The 19,452-nt window shown below is 57.9% G+C and carries 16 protein-coding genes and 6 pseudogenes; 17 read left to right on the top strand and 5 right to left on the bottom strand.

What is annotated here, in order from left to right:
* Positions 1-7 precede the first annotated feature (7 nt).
* Complete coding sequence (locus tag JCM13995_RS02935; protein ID WP_054662299.1) at positions 8-1,630, bottom strand: ABC-F family ATP-binding cassette domain-containing protein; 1,623 nt, start codon at positions 1,628-1,630, stop codon at positions 8-10.
* A gap of 485 nt (positions 1,631-2,115) precedes the next feature.
* Between JCM13995_RS02935 and JCM13995_RS02930 the strand changes: the two are divergent.
* The 11 genes and pseudogenes from JCM13995_RS02930 to JCM13995_RS02900 all read left to right on the top strand — a co-directional run.
* Positions 2,116-2,691 (top strand): annotated as a pseudogene (locus JCM13995_RS02930) (ECF-type riboflavin transporter substrate-binding protein); the annotation flags it as partial.
* Between the two features lie 129 nt (positions 2,692-2,820).
* Positions 2,821-4,527 (top strand): ABC transporter ATP-binding protein, encoded by a 1,707-nt coding sequence (locus JCM13995_RS02925; RefSeq protein ID WP_054662296.1) that lies wholly within the window; start codon positions 2,821-2,823, stop codon positions 4,525-4,527.
* Positions 4,520-5,344: an energy-coupling factor transporter transmembrane component T family protein gene (locus JCM13995_RS02920; RefSeq protein WP_054662293.1), complete on the top strand. Its 825-nt coding sequence runs from the start codon at positions 4,520-4,522 to the stop codon at positions 5,342-5,344. The genes JCM13995_RS02925 and JCM13995_RS02920 overlap by 8 nt, the downstream gene beginning before the upstream one ends.
* Positions 5,345-5,482: 138 nt before the next feature.
* The gene (locus JCM13995_RS02915; protein WP_054662290.1) at positions 5,483-6,433 is read left to right on the top strand and encodes a Dyp-type peroxidase; all 951 of its coding nucleotides are present in this window, start codon (positions 5,483-5,485) and stop codon (positions 6,431-6,433) included.
* A gap of 366 nt (positions 6,434-6,799) precedes the next feature.
* Positions 6,800-7,327, top strand: a complete 528-nt coding sequence (locus JCM13995_RS02910; RefSeq protein ID WP_054662287.1) for a CAT RNA binding domain-containing protein — start codon at positions 6,800-6,802, stop codon at positions 7,325-7,327.
* Positions 7,328-7,460: 133 nt separating this feature from the next.
* Positions 7,461-7,634, top strand: coding sequence for a PRD domain-containing protein (locus tag JCM13995_RS16640; RefSeq protein WP_082397682.1), 174 nt, complete (start codon positions 7,461-7,463; stop codon positions 7,632-7,634).
* Between the two features lie 86 nt (positions 7,635-7,720).
* Complete coding sequence (locus JCM13995_RS15560; protein ID WP_225350674.1) at positions 7,721-8,197, top strand: PTS transporter subunit EIIB; 477 nt, start codon at positions 7,721-7,723, stop codon at positions 8,195-8,197.
* Positions 8,198-8,226: 29 nt separating this feature from the next.
* Positions 8,227-8,568 carry a PTS sugar transporter subunit IIABC family protein gene (locus JCM13995_RS15555; RefSeq protein WP_263849543.1) on the top strand — a complete coding sequence of 114 codons (342 nt, stop codon included), beginning with the start codon at positions 8,227-8,229 and terminating at the stop codon, positions 8,566-8,568.
* Positions 8,569-8,588: 20 nt separating this feature from the next.
* On the top strand, positions 8,589-8,747 hold the full coding sequence (locus JCM13995_RS15550) for a hypothetical protein (protein ID WP_225350673.1): 159 nt from the start codon (positions 8,589-8,591) through the stop codon (positions 8,745-8,747).
* A 192-nt stretch (positions 8,748-8,939) separates the two neighbouring features.
* Positions 8,940-9,608 carry a PTS sugar transporter subunit IIA gene (locus tag JCM13995_RS15545; RefSeq protein ID WP_225350672.1) on the top strand — a complete coding sequence of 223 codons (669 nt, stop codon included), beginning with the start codon at positions 8,940-8,942 and terminating at the stop codon, positions 9,606-9,608.
* Positions 9,592-11,065 (top strand): annotated as a pseudogene (locus tag JCM13995_RS02900) (glycoside hydrolase family 1 protein). The gene JCM13995_RS15545 and the pseudogene JCM13995_RS02900 overlap by 17 nt, the downstream one beginning before the upstream one ends.
* A 77-nt stretch (positions 11,066-11,142) precedes the next feature.
* Here the strand turns inward: JCM13995_RS02900 and JCM13995_RS16635 are convergent.
* Together JCM13995_RS16635 and JCM13995_RS02890 are read right to left on the bottom strand one after the other, a co-directional pair.
* Positions 11,143-11,663: pseudogene (locus tag JCM13995_RS16635) on the bottom strand (nitroreductase family protein).
* Positions 11,664-11,735: 72 nt separating this feature from the next.
* A complete protein-coding gene (locus JCM13995_RS02890) occupies positions 11,736-12,278 on the bottom strand; it encodes a GNAT family N-acetyltransferase (protein ID WP_054662285.1) in 543 nt (180 codons plus the stop codon).
* Between the two features lie 135 nt (positions 12,279-12,413).
* Here JCM13995_RS02890 and JCM13995_RS02885 point away from each other — a divergent pair.
* The 3 genes and pseudogenes from JCM13995_RS02885 (at position 12,414) to JCM13995_RS02875 (ending at position 14,294) form a co-directional block, all read left to right on the top strand.
* Positions 12,414-12,742, top strand: a pseudogene (locus tag JCM13995_RS02885) (PadR family transcriptional regulator).
* 3 nt (positions 12,743-12,745) lie between these two features.
* Positions 12,746-13,339: a permease prefix domain 1-containing protein gene (locus JCM13995_RS02880; protein ID WP_054662282.1), complete on the top strand. Its 594-nt coding sequence runs from the start codon at positions 12,746-12,748 to the stop codon at positions 13,337-13,339.
* 202 nt (positions 13,340-13,541) lie between these two features.
* Entirely contained in the window at positions 13,542-14,294 is a 753-nt protein-coding gene (locus JCM13995_RS02875; RefSeq protein WP_054662279.1) for a hypothetical protein, read from the top strand.
* A gap of 52 nt (positions 14,295-14,346) precedes the next feature.
* Here JCM13995_RS02875 and JCM13995_RS02870 read toward each other — a convergent pair whose 3' ends face one another.
* Positions 14,347-15,231 (bottom strand): NAD(P)H-dependent flavin oxidoreductase, encoded by an 885-nt coding sequence (locus JCM13995_RS02870; RefSeq protein WP_054662275.1) that lies wholly within the window; start codon positions 15,229-15,231, stop codon positions 14,347-14,349.
* Between the two features lie 137 nt (positions 15,232-15,368).
* Positions 15,369-16,078 (bottom strand): annotated as a pseudogene (locus JCM13995_RS02865) (TIGR00266 family protein).
* A gap of 106 nt (positions 16,079-16,184) precedes the next feature.
* Here JCM13995_RS02865 and JCM13995_RS02860 point away from each other — a divergent pair.
* From JCM13995_RS02860 to abc-f, 3 genes and pseudogenes are all read left to right on the top strand, one after another.
* Positions 16,185-17,028 (top strand): annotated as a pseudogene (locus JCM13995_RS02860) (aldo/keto reductase).
* Between the two features lie 24 nt (positions 17,029-17,052).
* Positions 17,053-17,676: an SDR family oxidoreductase gene (locus JCM13995_RS02855; RefSeq protein ID WP_054662272.1), complete on the top strand. Its 624-nt coding sequence runs from the start codon at positions 17,053-17,055 to the stop codon at positions 17,674-17,676.
* Positions 17,677-17,941: 265 nt separating this feature from the next.
* Entirely contained in the window at positions 17,942-19,441 is a 1,500-nt protein-coding gene (gene abc-f / locus JCM13995_RS02845; RefSeq protein ID WP_054662266.1) for a ribosomal protection-like ABC-F family protein, read from the top strand.
* Positions 19,442-19,452: the final 11 nt, after the last annotated feature.

Below are 19,452 nucleotides of genomic sequence, written 5' to 3'. Positions count from 1 at the left end.
GCTTCTTTTAATAGATGCTGGCGACCTGCGCCTGTGCGACTTCATGCGCCATGAAGTCGTCGTAGGTCGTGTCCGCACGGTCAACAATTCCCTTGGGCCCGACCTCGATGATATGATTGGCGATGGTCTGAATGAACTGATGGTCGTGGCTGGTGAAAATCAGTGAGCCGGAAAAATCGATCAGCGCATCGTTCAGCGCGGTGATGCTTTCCAGGTCCAAGTGGTTGGTGGGATCATCAAACAGCAGGACGTTCGCCTTGCTCAACATCATTTTGGCCAGGTAGGCCCGCACTTTTTCGCCCCCGGACATCACCGGCGTCTGCTTGAGGACATCATCACCGCGGAACAGCATCTGACCGAGAAACCCGCGCAGGAACGTGTTGTCGGACTCCTCCTTGCTGGCGAACTGCCGCAGCCAGTCAAGGATGTTGAGGCGCTCGTCGCTGAATTCGGGATTCAGGTCACGCGGCATCGAGGCGCGGCTGGTGGTCACGCCCCAGGTCACACTGCCCGTGTCTGGCTGCATCGTCCCAGCCAAAATCTGCATCAGCACACTGGCCGTCACGTCGGAGCGGGAGATCAGCGCAGCTTTATCGCCCGGCCGCAGGATGAACGAGACGTTGCTGAGGATCTGCTCACCATCGATGGTCTTGGACACATTGGCCACGCGCACCAGGTCCTTGCCCAAATCGCGCTCTGGAGTGAACTTGATGAACGGGTACTTGCGACTTGAGGGCTTGATGTCATCCAGCGTGATCTTGTCCAACTGCTTCTTCCGTGAGGTGGCCTGCTTGGACTTTGATGCGTTGGCGGAAAACCGTGCAATAAAATCTTGAAGCTGCTTAATCTGCTCTTCCTTTTTGGCATTCTGCTGGGACCGCAGCTGCTGGGCCAACTTGGAACTTTCCAGCCAGAAGTCGTAGTTCCCCACGAACAGCTCAATCTTGCCGAAGTCGACATCGCACATTTCGGTGCAAACCGCGTTCAGAAAGTGCCGGTCATGGCTGACGACCAAGACGGTGTTTTGATAATCGGCCAAGAAGTCCTCCAGCCAAGCAATCGTCTGCGGGTCCAGCCCGTTGGTCGGCTCGTCCAGCAGCAGCACATCCGGCTTGCCGAACAGTGCCTGGGCCAGCAGGACTTTGACCTTCTCGCCTTCGGGCAGTTCGGCCATCAGCATCTGGTGCTGCGCTTCCGCGATCCCCAGGCTTTGCAGCAGCTGACTGGCATCGGATTCTGCATTCCAGCCGTCCATTTCCGCGAACTCGCCTTCCAGCGCCGCGGCCCGGTTCCCATCGGCTTCGGTGAAGTCGGCCTTTTGGTACAAGGCATCTTTTTCCGTCATCACGTCGTAGAGCCGCGTGTAACCCTGCAGCACCGTGTTCATCACGGTTTGGTCGTCAAAGGCAAAGTGATCCTGCTTAAGTGAGCTCATGCGCTCGTTGGGATCGAGCGTGACGCTGCCGGTGGTTGGCGTCAACTGGCCTTCCAGGATCCGCAGGAACGTCGACTTGCCTGCGCCATTAGCGCCAATAATGCCGTAGCAGTTGCCTGGCGTGAACTTCAGATTAACGTCAGAATACAGGGTCCGATCGGAAAAAGTCATCGAAACGTTGGAAACAGTTAGCACTTCGCTACCTCGCTTTTCTTCTATAAATGCACTACGTTCGCACAATCATACCAAATGGCCGGCGGTTTATCAACGCGGCCCGTCAAAATGCGCAAATTGGCCATTTTACTTTTAGGATGCCGAATTAACTGGATGTTAGCGCTCTTATCGTTCGTTTATGGCTTTGACTTTTTAGGGCCGGACTGCTAAGCTATTGACATCGTCAGTCGGTACTGAGAGATAGTACGGCAGTCTCCTTTTCGCTCAGAGAGTGATCCACATGGTGTAAGGATCATCGAAAAGTCTGCAAGAATGGCTCTCAGCAGGGTGGTGCCGCGCGCCTTAAGCGCTTCGAGTGGTCGCTGTGGCGGCAACTTAGGTGGTACCGCGCAACGTCGTCCTAAGCAATTGCTTGGGGCGACGTTTTTTTGATTGAGGATGGAGTTGGCCGTTCACCCGCTCGTCCAGTTTGGGCCGGCGTACATTATTTATTTTTCTAGGGGGAAATGCCTTATGGCAAAAAAAACAAGCAATCATCTAGTGAGTTGTTCAGTGTGAGGACCGTTGTCGCCATTGGGATCGGTACCGCGCTCATCTTTATCCTGAAGCGTTGGGTGTCCATTCCAACCGGCTTTCCCAACACGAACATCGATACCTCTTACGGCTTTTTGGGCTTCATGAGTGTGCTGTTTGGCCCGGTGGCCGGCTTCATCATGGGCTTTCTCGGCCACGCGCTGAACGATTTCACGCAGTACGGCACGCCGTGGTGGACCTGGGTGGTCACAACCGGTCTCGTCGGCGGGGTCATCGGCCTGTTCTGGAAGCGGCTGGACGTGTCGAAAGGCGACTTTGGCAAGAAGAAACTGATCGGCTATAATGTCGTGTCCGGCCTGACCAACCTCGTCGCGTGGGCGGCCATCGCGCCAACGCTCGATGTGCTGGTGTACTCGGAGCCGGCGAACAAAGTGTACATCCAGGGCCTGATCTCTGCGGTGTCCAACGTCATCTCCGGCGCGGTGATCGGCTCCATTCTCTTGGCCGCCTATGCCGCATCACGCACCCGGTCCGGAAGTCTGAAAAAAAGAAGACTAGCACTGCTGACAGGAGGCCGACACCAGGCTCTTCGTCAAAATGCTTCAAGCACGCCAATTACCCACTGCGGCGCCAGGCGATCCCGCTTGGCGCCGCACTTATTGTGAGAAAGGATCATCATGAGTAAACCTGCGATCATTTTCGATCACGTCAACTACCAGTACGACAGCCAGGCCGAGCCGACGCTGCACGACATTAATTTGACCATCAATCAAGGCGAAAAAGTCCTAATTATCGGCCCCAGCGGCTCTGGCAAGTCGACGCTGGGCAGCCTGATCAACGGCCTGATCCCACACGCCATTCCCGGCAAAATCACCGGCAAAGTGACGGTCATGGGCCAAGACGTGGAGAGCGCCAGTCTATTCGATCTGTCACTGCACGTCGGCACTGTGCTTCAGGACCCTGACAGTCAGTTTGTCGGCTTGACGACCGCCGAAGATATCGCTTTTGCGATGGAAAATGACGCAACACCGCAGGCCAAGATGAAGACGCGCGTCCAACAGTGGGCCACGACCCTGGGCATCCAAAACCAGCTCGGCCAATCCCCGCAGGCCTTGTCAGGCGGGCAAAAGCAGCGAACCGCCATGGCCGGCGTGCTCGTCGACGAAGGCGACATCCTGCTGTTCGACGAGCCGCTTGCCGCCCTGGACCCCGCTGCAGGCAAGCAGTCGATCGCGCTGATCGACGACCTGCACCGCCGCCTGGGCGTCACGGTGGTGATTATCGAACACCGCCTGGAAGAAGTGCTGGCCCAGCCGGTCGACCGGGTGATCGTGATGCAGGAAGGCCGGATCATCGCCAACGAGACGCCAGAGGCCTTGCTCAAGACCCCGCTGCTGCGCCAAATCGGTTTGCGGGAGCCGCTGTACCTGGAGGCACTCGACCTGGCAGGCATCGACTTCAACGACACGACTGGCATCACCTCGGTCAACACCATTGAAGCGCCTCACCTAAAACAGCGGCTGGGCGATTGGCTGACAGGCGAACCCGAGCACAAAAAACCGGCGGGCCTCAAACCCCTGTTACAAATCACTGATCTCACGTTTGGTTACCCCAAGGGCCCCAAACTGTTCAATCATTTTGACCTGACAATCAATCGCGGTGACATGCTGGCCTTGGTCGGCGAAAACGGCGTCGGCAAAACGACCCTCAGCCAGCTGATCACCGGTTTCGTCAAACCGGACGCTGGGAAAATGACGTTCGGCGATGTCGATCTGGCCACGCAATCCGTCAAGGAGCGCGCCGACAAAATCGGCTACATCATGCAGGACCCCAACCAGATGATCTCGAAGATCAAAATTTTCGACGAGGTCGCCCTCGGCCTAACGCTGCGCGGCGTGGATGAAGCGACCATCAAAGCCAAGGTCGAAGACGCGCTTAAGATCTGCGGTTTGTACCCGTTCCGCAACTGGCCGATCTCTGCGCTCAGTTTTGGACAAAAAAAGCGCGTGACGATCGCCTCGATTCTGACCCTGTCGCCGCAGCTGCTGATCCTCGACGAGCCGACCGCCGGCCAGGACTGGCGGCATTACACCTCGATGATGCGGTTCTTGGAAAAGCTGAACCGCGACTCTGGCATCACGATGCTGCTGATCACCCACGACATGCACCTGATGCTCGAATACGCCACGCGCACCGTGGTGCTGGGCCACACCGGCATTCTCCTTGACGCCGAACCCGCCAAGGTCCTGACCGAGCCAACCATCATCAAACAAGCGCATTTGGCAGAAACGTCACTATACACTTTGGCCGAGCGCATGGGCCTTGATCCGTTCGAGTTCACCGCGGCTGTGATCGCACACGAAAGGCAGGAACGTCATGTCTAACTTATTCGGTTTCGATGGTGGCGACACCTGGCTGCACCACCTCAGCGGTGCCACCAAAATGCTGGCGTTTGTCGGCATCTCGATCATCGCGATGGCCAGCTATGATATCCGCTTCACTGCAGCAATCATGGTGCTGTCCCTGATCCTCTTTTATCAGGCCAAAATAAAGTGGTCGCAGGTCAGCCTGGTCGTGAAGATCATCACCGCCTTTTCGCTGCTGAACCTGATCACGGTTTACCTGTTTTCCCCTGAGTACGGCGTTCAACTTTACGGCACGCGGCACCTGATTTTCGGCAGCGGCTATTTGACGGTGACGCAGGAGCAGCTGTTTTACGAGCTCAATCTGCTCAGCAAGTACGTCGTCACCGTTCCACTCGCGCTAATTTTTCTGATCACGACTAACCCGTCGGAGTTTGCCGCCAGCCTGAACAAAATTCATTTGTCCTATAAAGTCTCTTACTCAGTTGCGCTCGCGCTGCGCTACATCCCCGACGTCCAAGGCGCCTACCATCAGATTTCTCTGTCCCAGCAGGCCCGCGGCTATGAGTTGTCCAAGAAGGCCAAGTTCTCGCAGCGCCTGAAAGGGTCGGCGCAGATTCTCATGCCGCTGATCTTCTCCTCGCTGGACCGCATCGATACGGTCAGCCAGGCGATGGAGCTGCGCCGCTTCGGCCGCAAGAAGCACCGCACCTGGTACATGGACCATCCCTTTGCGTGGCAAGACTGGCTAACACTTTCCGGTACCGCCGCCATCATTTTGATTGGGGCCTGGCTGTTCAAGGTCAACGGTGGCCGCTTCTACAATCCCTTTCACTAACCGCTAAACCAGCCGCAGCCGGCTGGTTTATTTTTGTCAGTTAAGTTGTGCAAAATTTATGATGTCAAATTGGTGCCGCTTACACCCGTGTCATGCTATTCTGAGGGTTGGTAGAAGACTAATTTGGAGGGGATCACAATGCCTATCGATTTGACGAGAGTCCAAGATGTTTACAAAGATGCTGGCGACAGCATTATCTTCGCTACCCTAAATCTGAACCGGCGGGACCAGGCCAGCGACCTGGCCGCAGTGGAGGACTTGGCCGAGCACCTGCCGGCGTTTATCAACAGCATGAATATCCGCTACCCCGAATCTGGGTTAGCCGTGGCGTTCGGCTTTTCCCGCAACGCGTGGGACTACCTCTTCCCAACTGCCAAGCGGCCGGCGGAACTGGAGGAATTCCAGGCGATTCACGGCCCCAAGTACACCGCAGTTGCCACGCCGACGGACCTGTTTTTCCACCTCCGGGCCCGCAACTCAGCTGTGCCTTACGAGTTGCTGTCCGAGATCATGACGCGCATCAACGCCAATACGACGACGGTGGACGAGACCCACGGCTTCCGCTACTTTGAGGGCCGGGCCATCATCGGCTTTGTCGACGGCACCGAAAACCCCAACGCCTTGCAGACACCGGAATACGCCGTGATTGGCGACGAAGACCCGGACTTCATCAACGGGTCTTACGCGTTTGCGCAGAAGTACCGCCACGACATGGCCGCCTGGGAGCAGCTGAAGGTCGAGCAGCAGGAACAGGCCATTGGCCGCAAGAAGTTCAACGACATCGAGCTGGCTGATCACGAAAAGCTGCCGAATGCGCACAACATCGCTTCGCAGGATAACGAAGGCGGCGTCGAGCACAAAATCGTGCGCATGAACGTCCCGTTTGCCACCGCGGCCAAGGACGTCAAAGGCACTTACTTCATCGGTTACGCCCGCCACTGGACGGTCACCAAACGCATGCTGCAAAACATGTTTGAAAAGTCCGACCGGCTGCTGGACTTTTCCACGCCGGAAACCGGTGAGGTCTTCTTCATTCCGTCCCAGGACACGCTGAATCAAATCGCCGACAGCGAGTTGCCGCAAAAGTGACTTGCGCCCGGCACCCCGCGCCTTGGTCATGGACTCACCAGGCTTTGCCGTGCAGGTGTTGCCTGGCAACGGGTTCCTGTCGAGCAAGGCGCACAATCAAGTTTTTGGCCGTACGCCTCGCACACTACCTCACCCTTTTAAATCACTAACCAAAAAGTGATGATCAGACCTGGTCATCACTTTTTTTTGCTGCACCCGGCTAACTAACTATCACACGTCAGTTATTGTTTAAATTAATTTTTTTCAACCATTTTTCTTGCTTCCTGCGGCGTCAGTTTGCTACGCTTAAGATATTCCATGGGATAACTATTCCGGCTGGCCTTGGCGCGCAAGGCCGACCGACTGCCATCAAGGGGGGCGCCTGCCGTGAAGATTCAAAAGGTACTGAACAACAACGTGGCGATCGTGCTGAATGGCCTAGGCCGTGAACAAATTGTCACCGGCCGCGGGCTTGCGTTCGGCAAGCGCCCCGGCGATGAGATCACCGAAGCTGCTGTCTCGCAAACTTTCACCCTGCAACCCAGCACCACCGCCGAGTTCACCCAGCTGCTGGCCGAGATTCCCTACTCCTGTCTGCAAGTGACAGGCCAAATCATCGAGCGAGCCAAGCACGTTGGCCTCAGCCTGAACCCCACGATTTTGGTGACCCTTGCCGACCATCTCCACACCGCTGTTCAGCGCACCCAAGCCGGCGAAACGGTCACGAACATCATGTTGTGGGACACGCAACGCTTTTACCCACGCGAATTTGCCGTGGGTGAAGCCGCGCTGGCGCTGGTCAAAGCCAAGTACGATGTGGCACTGCCCCCCGACGAGGCCGGTTCATCGCCTTTCACCTCGTCAACGCGGAAACCACCAACGCCGGCACAGACGCCGCGAAAATCACGCAGCTGATGCAGGAAATGCTCAGCATCGTGCGCTACTATTTTCACTTCGAACCCGACAGCACCACCTCAGACTATAGTCGCTTTATCACCCACCTCAAGTTCTTCGCCCAGCGGCTGCTACGGAATGAGCCGATGCGACCGTGGATGAGGAGCTACTTCAGCTGATTCTCGCGCGTTACCAGGCCCCTGCGGCCTGCGCCAAGCGGATCAGCGATTTTCTAAAAAGCCGCCATGGCTATGCGGTCACGGCGGCGGAATGCGCCTACCTCACCCTGCACATCGAACGCTTGGTGTACCGGGCTCAGGCGCAGTAGTCACTCTCACATTTTGTCAGATCGTTGGATGGTGACATTAAGTTGGCCAAACCTTCGGAAAGAAAAATCTTTCAGGAGGAAACATCATGACTAAATATGAACAACTCGCAACTGATATCATTGCCAAAGTCGGTGGTCGCGACAATATCATCGGCCTCACCCACTGCGTGACCCGGCTGCGCTTCAAACTCAAGGACGAAGGCATCGCCGACACCGCTGGCCTGAAAAGTATGGACGGCGTGGTCACCGTGATGCAGTCGGCCGGTCAATACCAAGTCGTCATCGGTAACCACGTGCCGGACGTGTTCGCGGAAGTGATGCGCGTCGGTAAACTGGACAGCAGCACGAACGCTGAGCCCGCGAAGAAAATGACCTTTGGCGAGCGCGTGATCGACCTGATCTCCGGGATCATGATGCCGGCGCTGTCCGTGATGTGCGCAGGCGGGATCATCAAGGGGCTCGCCGTGATCCTGATGGTCACCGGCCTGTTGACCGACAAGTCAGGCGCCTACATCCTGCTGGACGCGATTGGGACGCCTGCTTCTACTTCTTCCCGATCGTGATTGGCTTCAACGCCGCCAAGAAGTTTAACATGACGCCATTTCTGGGCCTCATCATCGGCGCGGCGCTGGTCCACCCGAACATCAACGGCGTCGACCTGAATTTCTGGGGCATGAACTTCAATGCCTCATACAGTTCGACGATCCTGCCGGTCATTGTGATGGTGGCTTTGGCGGCGCCGCTAGAACGCTGGCTCAAAACGGTCATCCCGGATGTGGTCAAGACCTTCCTGGTGCCAATGCTGACGCTGGTGATCATTGTGCCGATTGGCTTTATGCTGATTGGCCCTGCGGCAAACCTGATTTCGCTGGTCCTGACTCAGGGGATCGAGGCGCTGATGGGCTTCAGCCCGATCCTAGCGGCATTATCCTAGGTGCCACCTGGCAGCTGCTGGTGATGTTCGGCGTGCACATGATGCTCGTGATGATGGCAATGATTCCTTTGGCAGCCGGCAACCCAACGGCAATGCTGACCCCAATCGTCTGGGTGTCCTTTGCCCAAACTGCCGTGGTGGTTGCAATTTGGCTGAAGTCCAAGGATAAAAAAACTTAAAGGCATTGCCCTGCCAGCATGGATCTCCGGAATTTTCGGGGTCACCGAACCAGCGATTTATGGTGTTACCCTGCCACGCATGAAGATGTTTGTCATTTCCTGCATCGGCGGCGGTTTAGCAGGTGGCGTCTGTGGCTTGCTCGGCATGCAGACTTACCGCATGGGCGGCATGGGCCTGTTCGCAATTCCTGCATGCTCAGCACCGATAATGCCGGACGCGACCTGCTGTACGCCGGGATCTGCCTGGCGGTCGCGATCATTCCGAGCTTCATTGCCGCCTACGTCATGTACCAAGATGACCCAATTGTTGACGGCATCGAAGACGCAGCCATTCCCAGTGCCCCACGCCTGGAACGCGACACCGTGCTGATCAGTCCGATGTCCGGCCAGCTTGTGCCGCTGCGCGATGTCGAAGACGGCGCATTTGCCGAAGGCGCGCTTGGTCAAGGGATCGCGCTCGACCCATCAGACGGGCGCGTGGTCGCTCCGGCCGACGCGACGATCATGACCGTGTTCCCGACGAAGCACGCCATCGGCCTCATCACCGACAGCGGCGCCGAGGTCCTGATTCACCTGGGCATGGACACTGTCCAACTGAACGGCGAGCATTTTGACATCAACGTCAAAGCCGAGCAGCACGTCAAGGCCGGCGACCTACTTGCAACAATCGATATTGAGGCGATCCGCAAAGCTGGCTATTCGATGGTGACGCCAATTGTGGTCACCAATACCGCCGACTACCTCGATGTCATCGCCGAGCTGACCGGCGATGCCCAGATCAAAGCAGGCGAGCCACTGCTCACGCTGATCGCAGAAAACCAAGAAGCCACGGAGGTCAATGCCCATGCCGTTTCCGAATAATTTTCTCTGGGGAGCAGCACTTGCTGCCAATCAATGTGAAGGCGCCTGGAACGAGGGCGGTAAGGGCGAAAGCATCGCCGACCACCTGACTTCAGGCAGTCGAACGAAGCCGCGCCGCTTCGTCCAGGACCTGAATCTCGGCGATTACTTTCCTTCGCACACTGGGGTGGACTTCTACCACCGGTTCGAAGAAGACATTGCGCTGTTTGGCCAAATCGGCCTTAAGAGTCTGCGCCTGTCCATCGCCTGGAGCCGGATTTTTCCAAACGGCGATGACGCACAGCCAAACGAGGAAGGCCTGCGCTTTTACGAGCGCGTGTTCACAACCTGCCAGGAAAATAACATCACCCCGATTGTGACGCTCAGCCACTTCGAGATGCCGTACCACCTAATCACCGAATACAACGGCTTTGCAAATAAAAAAAGTGATCGACATGTTCGTCCGTTACGCCGAGACCTGCTTCACGCGCTACAAGGGGCTGGTCAAGTACTGGCTGACGTTTAACGAGATCAACTTCGGCACCCTCAGTGCAGGCCGCCTGTTCTGCCTGGGTCTGCGCGATGCCGCGCAGGAGAACTACTTCTTTACTTCCGGCGACGAAACTGAGCAGTACCAGGCGCTACACAACGTCTTTCTGGCCTCGGCCAAGGCCGTAATCAGCGGCCACCAGATCGATCCGCAGAATCAAATTGGCTGCATGATTGCCAACGGCCTGGCCTACCCGCTGACCCCCAAGCCTGAGGACGTGCTGGCCACCCAGCAGCGCGCCGACTGGTTCAACAACTTCTGCGGCGACGTCCAAGTCCGCGGCAGCTACCCGAGCTTTGCCAAACGGCGGTTTGAAAGGCGTGGCATCAAGCTTAACGTGACCGCGGCGGAGGAAGCTGATCTACTGAACGGCAAGGTCGACTTCTACTCCTTCTCTTACTACTCCAGCTCCTGCGTCGCCAAAACCAGTGGTAACGAAGGTCAGGGCAACCTGATCGCCGGCCAGAACAATCCTTACCTGGAGACTTCCGATTGGGGCTGGCAAACTGATCCAAGCGGCCTGCGCCTGACCCTGAACCGGCTGTACCAGCGCTATCAAGTGCCGCTGATGGTCGTCGAAAACGGTCTCGGCGCGATCGATACGCTGGAAAACGGCGCAGTGAACGACCCGTACCGCATCGATTACCTGCGCGCGCACGTCGAGGCGATGCACCAGGCCATCGATGAAGACGGGGTCGACCTGATCGGCTACACCATGTGGACCGCCATGGACGTGATTTCCGCAGGCACCGGTGAAATGGCCAAGCGCTACGGTCTGATCTACGTCGACCGTGATGATCAGGGCGAAGGCTCTCTGACCCGCATTCCGAAAGCATCATCGATTTGGTACCACGACGTCATCGCCAGCAACGGCGACTCCGCACTGAAAGAAAGTGCCGAGCAGACAACTACCCCTGTGCCTGAATAACTTGGATCAGTAGATAAAATCAAAGCAGGCCTGCCAGGCATCACTTCAGATGTTGGCAGGTCTGCTTTTTGGTGCGATTAATCTAGGATTTCTGTGGCAATGCGGTTGTCTGGGATGTCTCGCTTCGTGTAGGCGTCGGCGCTATCGCCGACGACGAGGCCGCCCACCGGCGTGAAACCTTCAGGGATCTTCAGCGCTTGCTTCAGCGCGTCATCCTCGGCCAACGCCGCGATCGCACCCCAGATGTGGCAGGCGCCAAGGCCAAGCTCGACCGCCGCCAAGTTGAGATTTTCGATCACTGTCGCGGCATTGGAATAGCCTGAATTATCGCTGGCGTCCCCCTTGAGCTTGGTCGCCAAAACGATCAACATCGGCGCACCGTACAGCATTTTTTTTCGCGGCCAAACTGTTTGGCCGCGGCCGCATCGATTTGGGCGAGCAGCTCAGGCTTTTCCACCACGGTCATCACGATGGAATCGTACTGACCCATTGCGACCGGCGAGGCGTAGGCCGCCTTCAACAGCTGTGCTCGCTGGTCGTCCGTCACCGGCACCCCAGTGTAGGTCCGCACCGACTTGCGCCGCAGCAATGCTTTCATCGTATTCAATGCTATCAGCTCCTTTTCGAGATTATTGTAGCACTGATCGGGAAAACGCCTCCAAGGAGAAGTTCAGCCGACCCACTCGCTTTTGAGCTTTGACCAAACATTTTCATCATGAAAGCCGTCAAGTAGCCGTTCGTCCTGGCGCAGCGTCCCATCAAGGTGAAACGTCGCCTCCTTAGCAACGGCATTACTGGCTTGATTCTCAACGGCGGCGCGGATCACGATCTTGTTTAGCCCGTACTCGCTGAACCCTAGCGCACACATCCCCATAACGGCGCGGTGCATCACACCGCGGCCCCGGAACGGCTGACCCAACCAGTAACCGATATCGGCACTGCGATTGGGGTAAAAGCCGTTGAAGCTGATCATCCCGGCCGGCTGACCCGCAACGACCAACACCAAATTGGCCGAAGTCCCGGCCCCAAAATGCTGGTTGAATAAGGTCAGCGCGGCCTGTTCATCGGCTGGCGTTTGAGTGTCTTTGACCCATGGCAAGTAGCGTTCAAAGGTCGTCCGATCGGCTGCAATCAAGGTGTAAAGCGGACCAGCGTCCAGCGCCGGGCGCGGGATTGTCAGCTGAAGGTCGTCATCCACAACATAACTAAACATACATTTTTCCTCCGTATTGATCATGATTATCACCCTTTCGACCCTGTTTCACAATATCAGCCCTAGGCCCGAGACGGCCACCAGAACAGCTGTGGTAAGATTACTGCATCAGATAAAGTAGTCGGAGGCGAGTGAATGATTTCAAGCGACAGCATGCGCGGCTACAACGACGCCTTAATCCTGGCGGTGCTGGCGGCCGGCGACTCGTACGGCTACCAGCTTGAAAAGGCCATTCGCGATCGAACCGGCGGCGCGTACGTCATTCGTGAAACAACGCTGTATTCGACCCTGACGCGCCTGGTCAAGGCCGGCAGCATTGAGGCTTACGCCGGCGAGATTTCTTACGGCCGCCCGCGCACGTACTACCGGCTGACGGCGGCAGGAAAAAGGTTCTAGCCGCCAAACGCAAGGAATGGGCCCAGACCCAAGCAGTCGTGTCAAAATTTTTATCCGCGGAGGAATAGCTAATGGAAACCTTGAACACCTATCTGGCCGGACTGTTTGCCGGCGTTCCAGACACAGCGGCGACGCGCAAGGCCAAGGCCGACCTGCTCGATCTCATGACCGATCACTATCACGAGGAGCTGGCTCTGGGCAAAAGCGAGGCCGAAGCGGTCGGTGCGGCCATCACGGCAGTGGGCCCAATTGATGAGGTGCTCGCCGCACTGGACGTCGATCCGGTCGAAACGCAAAAGTCTCGCCAACGTACCGCTGACGACGCCATTGATGAGAAAAGCGCCGAACGCTACTGGCACGCTAATATTCGGTACGCACTATTACTCGGTGCTGGGGTGGCCTTTTGCATCTTGAGTATTGCCCTGGCCGCCGCGTTTGGCTCCAGGACTCAACCATTGCAGCGGTCATGTTTTTCCTCGCGCTTGGATTTGGGGTGGCTGCCATTATCACCAGCGCAATGGGGATCAAACCTGAACGCCAGCGCATTGCCCACCGGCCCCTATCGCCAGCAACAAAAAAATTGGCAAACGAGAAGCTGGAAAACTATCATCAGGCGTACTCCGTTGGCCTTATGGTGGGCATTCTGTGCTGTCTGTTCTCAGTGATTCCGCCCATCGTGATGAACGCAATCGCAAATGAAGATTTAGGCGCACCGCTAATGATCGGCATGATCGCCCTTGGGGTGTTTTATCTCGTGTATGTCCAGACCATCAGTAACGGCTACAAGCGTCTAGCCAACCGCCCCGTCGCCTAGCAGTTGAAATGTGCTAAGATAACAGCGACATTGTTACGCCGTTGGAGGTACGCATGGACACACTCAAAACTTATTTGGCCGACCTGTATCAGGATCTGCCGGACACACCGGCCAACCGCAAGGCCAAGGCCGAGCTCCTCGACGCCATGACCACGTTCTACAATCGCCAGCTCAAGCAGGGAAAAAGCGAGGACGCGGCGCTTGGTGCCACTATCAAGGCCACTGCCGGCATGAAGACCCGACTGGCTGAAGTCCACGCTGAAACAATCGCCAAACCCTTCGCGCGAGCCGAAGCAGTCACCCACCAGCACAAGTCGGCGCCTGCCGTAACTTTAAAGCAAGCCGAAACGTTCTGGCAGGCTGCTGGCACCCATGCCCTTTATTTGGCCGGTGGCGTCTTTCTCCTCATTGTCGGCAGCGGCTTCACCATCGTGGCTGACACTGAGAACGACTTCTCGATGATGGCTTTCTTCATTCCGGCCCTGCTGGGCATCGCCGCTCTCGTTACGGGCAGCAAAGCCTTCAAGGCTGTGCGCCGGCCGCTGCGGCATTTGCCCGTCACGGCGGCGGTCAATGAGCAGGCCAGCGCTCGGCGGGCCGCCTACCATCGCCGCTACGTCATCGGGCAATGGGTCGGCATCGTGAGCTTAGTCGCCGCCTTTTTCATCGTGTCGATCAATGACAGCGACAATGAAAGCACGTTTTTGATGGCGACGCTGATCGGTTTGGGCGTCTTCTGCTTAGTTTACGTCCACAGTATCGACCATCAGTATCGGCGGTTGGCCAAGCGCCGCGTGGTCGATTAAGCCAAGAAATAGCGGCATCCACTTTCGAGATGTGGGTGCCGCTTTTTTTGTGCTACGGAAAAAGCCGATCAACGATTGTTTGCGCCGGGGCGGTGCCGTTGACCATGCCGGCAATTTGCCCTGCCATCAGCGTGCCGTGCGCCACGTCGCCGGCGATGGCCTTGGCCAGGCTACCATCAAGCAGCGCATGCAGCTCGATGTTTGAAGCGCCCAGCGACTCGGCGACAAAGTACTGATCCGTGAGCGGATTTTTCAAGCAGCGCACCGCATCCCCCAGGGCCCGGCCAGTCACGACCGTTGAGGTGTCAGTAGCAGCCACCACCGCGGCCTTGTACGCCGCGCTGATCGGCGTCTCGTGCGCCGCCAGAAAGGCGGTACCGACCTGCACCCCGACTGCGCCCAGCGCCTGGGCCGCTTTGACCCCGGCCGCGTCGATGATGCCACCGGCGGCAAACACTGGCAGGTCGACGGCCGCCGTGACCTGCCGCACTAGGCTCATGGTCGTCTGGGTGCCGATGTGACCGCCAGACTCCATGCCTTCAGCGACCAACGCGTCTACCCCCAGCGCCGCCATTTTTTTCGCCACCTTCACCGATGGAATGACCGCGATGACCTTGGTGCCGACCGCGCGCAGCTCCTTCACGAAGCGCTTGGGCGTGCCAGCACTGGTGGTGACGACCGGTACCGGGTGATCGATCAGGTACGGCACGAGTTCGGCGATGTTGTCCTGCTGCAGCATCAGATTGACGGCAAACGGCTCATCGGTGTAGGTGTGCACACCGTCGATGGCCTTGGCCAGGCTGCTCACGTTCTTGTCGCTGGTCGTGAGCACGCCCAGTCCACCGGCATTGGCGACCGCCCCGACCAAGCATGCCTGGGAGATTCCCGCCAGTGCCCCTTGAATCAGTGGGAGCCGCGTTCCTAAAATCGTCGTCATCAAACCGCCTCCTGCAAGCTGCAACTAGCCGGCCCTAGTGGTAGCGACCGGCCGTTGCTTCTACTTTAGTCGATTTTAAATGAAAGCGCCACCATTTTTAGTAAAAGAAAACCGGACGCACGGCCCGGTTTAATTCTTTAATTCGAGGACTTGTCAGGCAGGTACGGCTTGACCAAATTGGCCAGCGCCTCGACGTTGCGCGTCTGCAGGTACACACGCCCGCGGCCGGTAAAGTGGTTGACCAGCCCTTCGCCGGTCGTGAAGCCAAAAGTGCCGCTGGCAATTTCGATGCTGTAATCGAGGCTGGATTCCCAGGCGACGACATGATTGTTGTCGATCACGTAATCGTGACTCCCGTCCAGATCCACCGGGAGCAGGTCACCGTATGCCGACACCAGCATGGTGCCAGTGCCGGTGGTTTCCATGATGAAGAACCCGCCGGTGCCGCCCAGCAGCGCCCGGCCGGCTTTTTGCCGAATCATCGAATACCCGGCCGTCGTGTCCATCGCCAGAAATGCGCCGGTATTCAGGCGCCACTGGTGCGTGCCATCCAGCGTCAGTTCTTGAATCACCCCTGGGTTGCCCGGGGCGATTGCCAGTTCTGCACCGCTAGCCTGCGCGGTCGCCGTTGTAATAAAAAAAACGACTCGCCGGATGTCATGCTGCGGCCCAGCGCCGAGAGCATCCCGCCCAGCCCGCTTTTGCCGTTGCTGTTCATATGGCCTTCCAGTGTCACCCCGTCGTTATGGTAAATCATTGACCCAGCCTCGATCTGCGCGCTATCCCCGCGGTCAAGGTGCAGCAGGGCAATGGGAAAAGGCACATTGCCTTTCAGTTCATAATTCATTTTTCTTCACCTCCGTTGAATTGTATTTTACGCCATTGGGCAAGCGCTTTCGACCCAGACGCAGGCGCGTGTTATGATAATCATGCAATCAGTGAGGAGGCGCTGCATGAAGACGACGAAACTCAACGGGAGCACGACCTTGGCCTTGGGCATCGGGACCTGGGAGCTTGGCGAAGGCGACGCTTCGCGAAGTGCGCGCGAGGTGGCCGCGATTCGCGCGGGCCTGGACGCCGGGCTCACGCTGATCGACACGGCCGAAATGTACGGCGAAGGCGCGGCGGAGACCCTGGTGGGCCAGGCCATTGCCCCGTACGACCGCAGCGCGCTGTACTTGGTGTCCAAGTTTTATCCCTGGCACGCGACCGCCGTGCAAATGCGCCAGTCGCTTGAGGCCAGCCTGCAGCGCCTGGGTACCGATTACCTGGATCTGTACCTGCTGCACTGGCCGGGCCAAACCCCGCTGGCCGAAACGCTGGCCGGCCTGGCCGACCTGAAAAAGGCTGGGCTGATCCGTGCATACGGCCTGTCCAATTTTGACCAGCCGGCGCTGAAGGAAGCGCGCGCCCTGCCAGGCGGTCAGGCCATCGCCGCCAACGAGGTCTTGTATAACGTCGAGGCCCGCGGCATCGAGTTTGACCTGATTCCGTACCAGGCGAAAATCGGTATGCCGCTGCTGGGTTACTCGCCGTTCGGGTCCGGCAACGGGCAGCAGATTTCGATCTCCGCCTCAATCAAGCAGCTGGCGCACAGCATGCACCTATCCCGTGCACCAAGTGCTGCTGGCCTGGGCGGGGCGCGGGAGCGTGATCCCGCTGGTCAAAACCGGCAGCGCTGCACACATGCAGGCCAACTTGGGCGCGCTGGACGTAACCCTCACTGAAGAGCAGCTGGCAATCATCGACGCGAATTTCCCGGCGCCGACGCGCAAAGTCCCCTTACAATCCATTTAACATTTAAAAAAAGGAGTGATCAATATGACCAAAGTATTTGTTGCGGGTGCCAACGGCCAAGTGGGCCGCTTGGTAATTGAAACGCTGCTGACCAATGACTGCGAGGCCGTGGGCGGCTACCGCGACCCGGTTTCGCAGGCACGCGGCGACACAACGCAGTTTCACGCCGTGCATTTTGACTTGACCGACCCGGTCAGCACCCTGGCGCAGGCGATGGCGGGCTGCGACGCGATCATTTTTGCCGCCGGCTCCGGTGGCAAGAACCTGCTGGAAGTCGACTTGGACGGCGCGGCCAAAACCATGATGGCCGCACAGCAGGCCGGCATCACTCGCTTCATTCACCTCAGCGCGCTGAACGTGCAGGACCGCATCTTCTGGCCGAAGTCTGGCATCAACGATTACTACATCGCCAAATATTACGCCGACGAGTGGCTCAAGACCCGCACCAGTTTGGACTGGGTGATCGTCGAGCCGACCGCGCTGACCAATGACGACGGCACCGGCAAAATCACCCTGAAACCGCAGGGCCAGTCGCAGATCTCCCGGCAGGATGTTGCCACCGTCCTGGTCGAGGCCGTTAATTCCGACCTGCACCGGCAGGAACTGGAAATTGCCAGCGGCGATGTACCAATCGCCCAGGCGTTTTAAAAAATAGTTGCGTTCGGCTAATCACCCGCGGTATAGTGAAGCCAACAAATTTACGAAGAAGGTGTCGCCATTGAAGTAAGCCATTGATGAAACGTCGAAGCCCTGAAGCACGGGCGCAGTCTCGACTTTTCGCAATGGCAAACTTCTGGTGACACCAAGTGAGGCGACTCGCTTGGCCAGCCCATTTGGACTGGCTTTTTGCTTGCCCAAAAGGCCATTTACTGCGCGAACTTCAGGCCCGTCCTTTAGAAAGGATGAGCGCCTCATGGCAACTATTACCCTGTCCCATCTCTCGTTTGGCTACGACGGCCAAACCGAATTATTTCACGATGTCTCGTTCGACCTGGATCTGTCCTGGCACCTCGGGCTGGTCGGGCGCAACGGCCGCGGCAAAACGACCCTGCTGGAGCTGATGCAAGGCCAACACGAGCACAAAGGCAAAATCAGCGTGCCCACTTCGCTGCGGTATTTTCCCCAGACCATCAAAGACGAGACTCAACTGACCCTCTACGCGATGCAGGAAGCAAGCGACGCCGAGCAGTGGCAGCTCGAGCGCGAACTGAACCTGATGCACGCCGACCCGGACATTCTCTGGCGGCCGTTCAACCTGCTGTCCGGCGGCGAGCAGACCAAGGTGCGCCTGGCCCTGCTGTTCGCCGAGGACAGCGGCTTCGCCTTGATCGACGAACCCACCAATCATCTCGATGCCGCCAGCCGTACCCTGATTGCCGACTACCTGCGGCACAAGCCTGGCTTCATCGTCATCAGCCATGACCGTACCTTTTTGGATGCGATCACCGACCACACCCTGGCCATCGACAAGCAGGCCATCACTTTGTACGCCGGCAACTACAGCGTGTACGCGGCCGAGCGCGAGCGCCAGAACGCGTTTGAGCGAACTGAAAACGCCAAGCTCAAGCGCGACATCGGCCGCCTCAAGCAGTCCTCGCGCGACAAGCACGACTGGTCGCTCAGCCGCGAAGGCGACATTCACGGCGACCCGCACGTCAAGGGCAGCGGCGGCACCGGCCATGCCGGTTTCGTCACCGCCCGCGCCGCCCGTCTGATGAAAAAGTCCAAGGTGCTCGAACACCGCATGGATAAGGAAATCGAAGGCAAGTCCCAGCTGCTCAAAAACGTCGAGGACGTGCCCGAGCTGACCATCAACACCATCCCCGATCATCATGAGATTTACGTGCACGTGGCGGACTTCACCTTAAGCTATGATGGTCAGCCGCTGTTTGCCCCGCTCACGTTCGACGTGCGCCGCGGCGAGCGCGTGGCGCTGGCCGGCCCCAACGGCATCGGCAAATCCTCGCTGCTTCATGCGCTGCTAGGCACATTTACTGGCACGACGACCGGCACGCTGGCCTACCCGCCCAGCCTGACCTTCAGCCTCAGCCGCCAGCTGTATGCAGATAACACAGGCACTATCGCCGACTTTGCAGCCGCCCACCACCTGAACTACCAGGATCTGCTCAACAATTTGAAAAAACTGGGCCTGGAGCGCTTGGCCTTCACCACGCCGATTGAACGTCTCAGCGCCGGTCAGCAAAAGAAAGTCGAACTCGCCAAGTCGCTGGTCACCCCGGCCAACCTGCTGGTGTGGGACGAACCGCTCAACTATCTGGACCTGTACAATCAGGACCAGCTGGCCACGAGCATTCTCAAGTCGCAGCCCACCATGCTGTTTGTCGAGCACGACCGGGCGTTCATTAACCGGATTGCCACTAAAGTAATCACCCTCACGCCGAGTCAGGCCTAGTCGCCCGCTCG

The organism is Lacticaseibacillus camelliae DSM 22697 = JCM 13995, assembly GCF_001311195.1.
Lineage (GTDB): Bacteria > Bacillota > Bacilli > Lactobacillales > Lactobacillaceae > Lacticaseibacillus > Lacticaseibacillus camelliae.
Note: the sequence above shows the minus strand (reverse complement) of the source record. Positions and strands in the feature narration are given on the sequence as shown.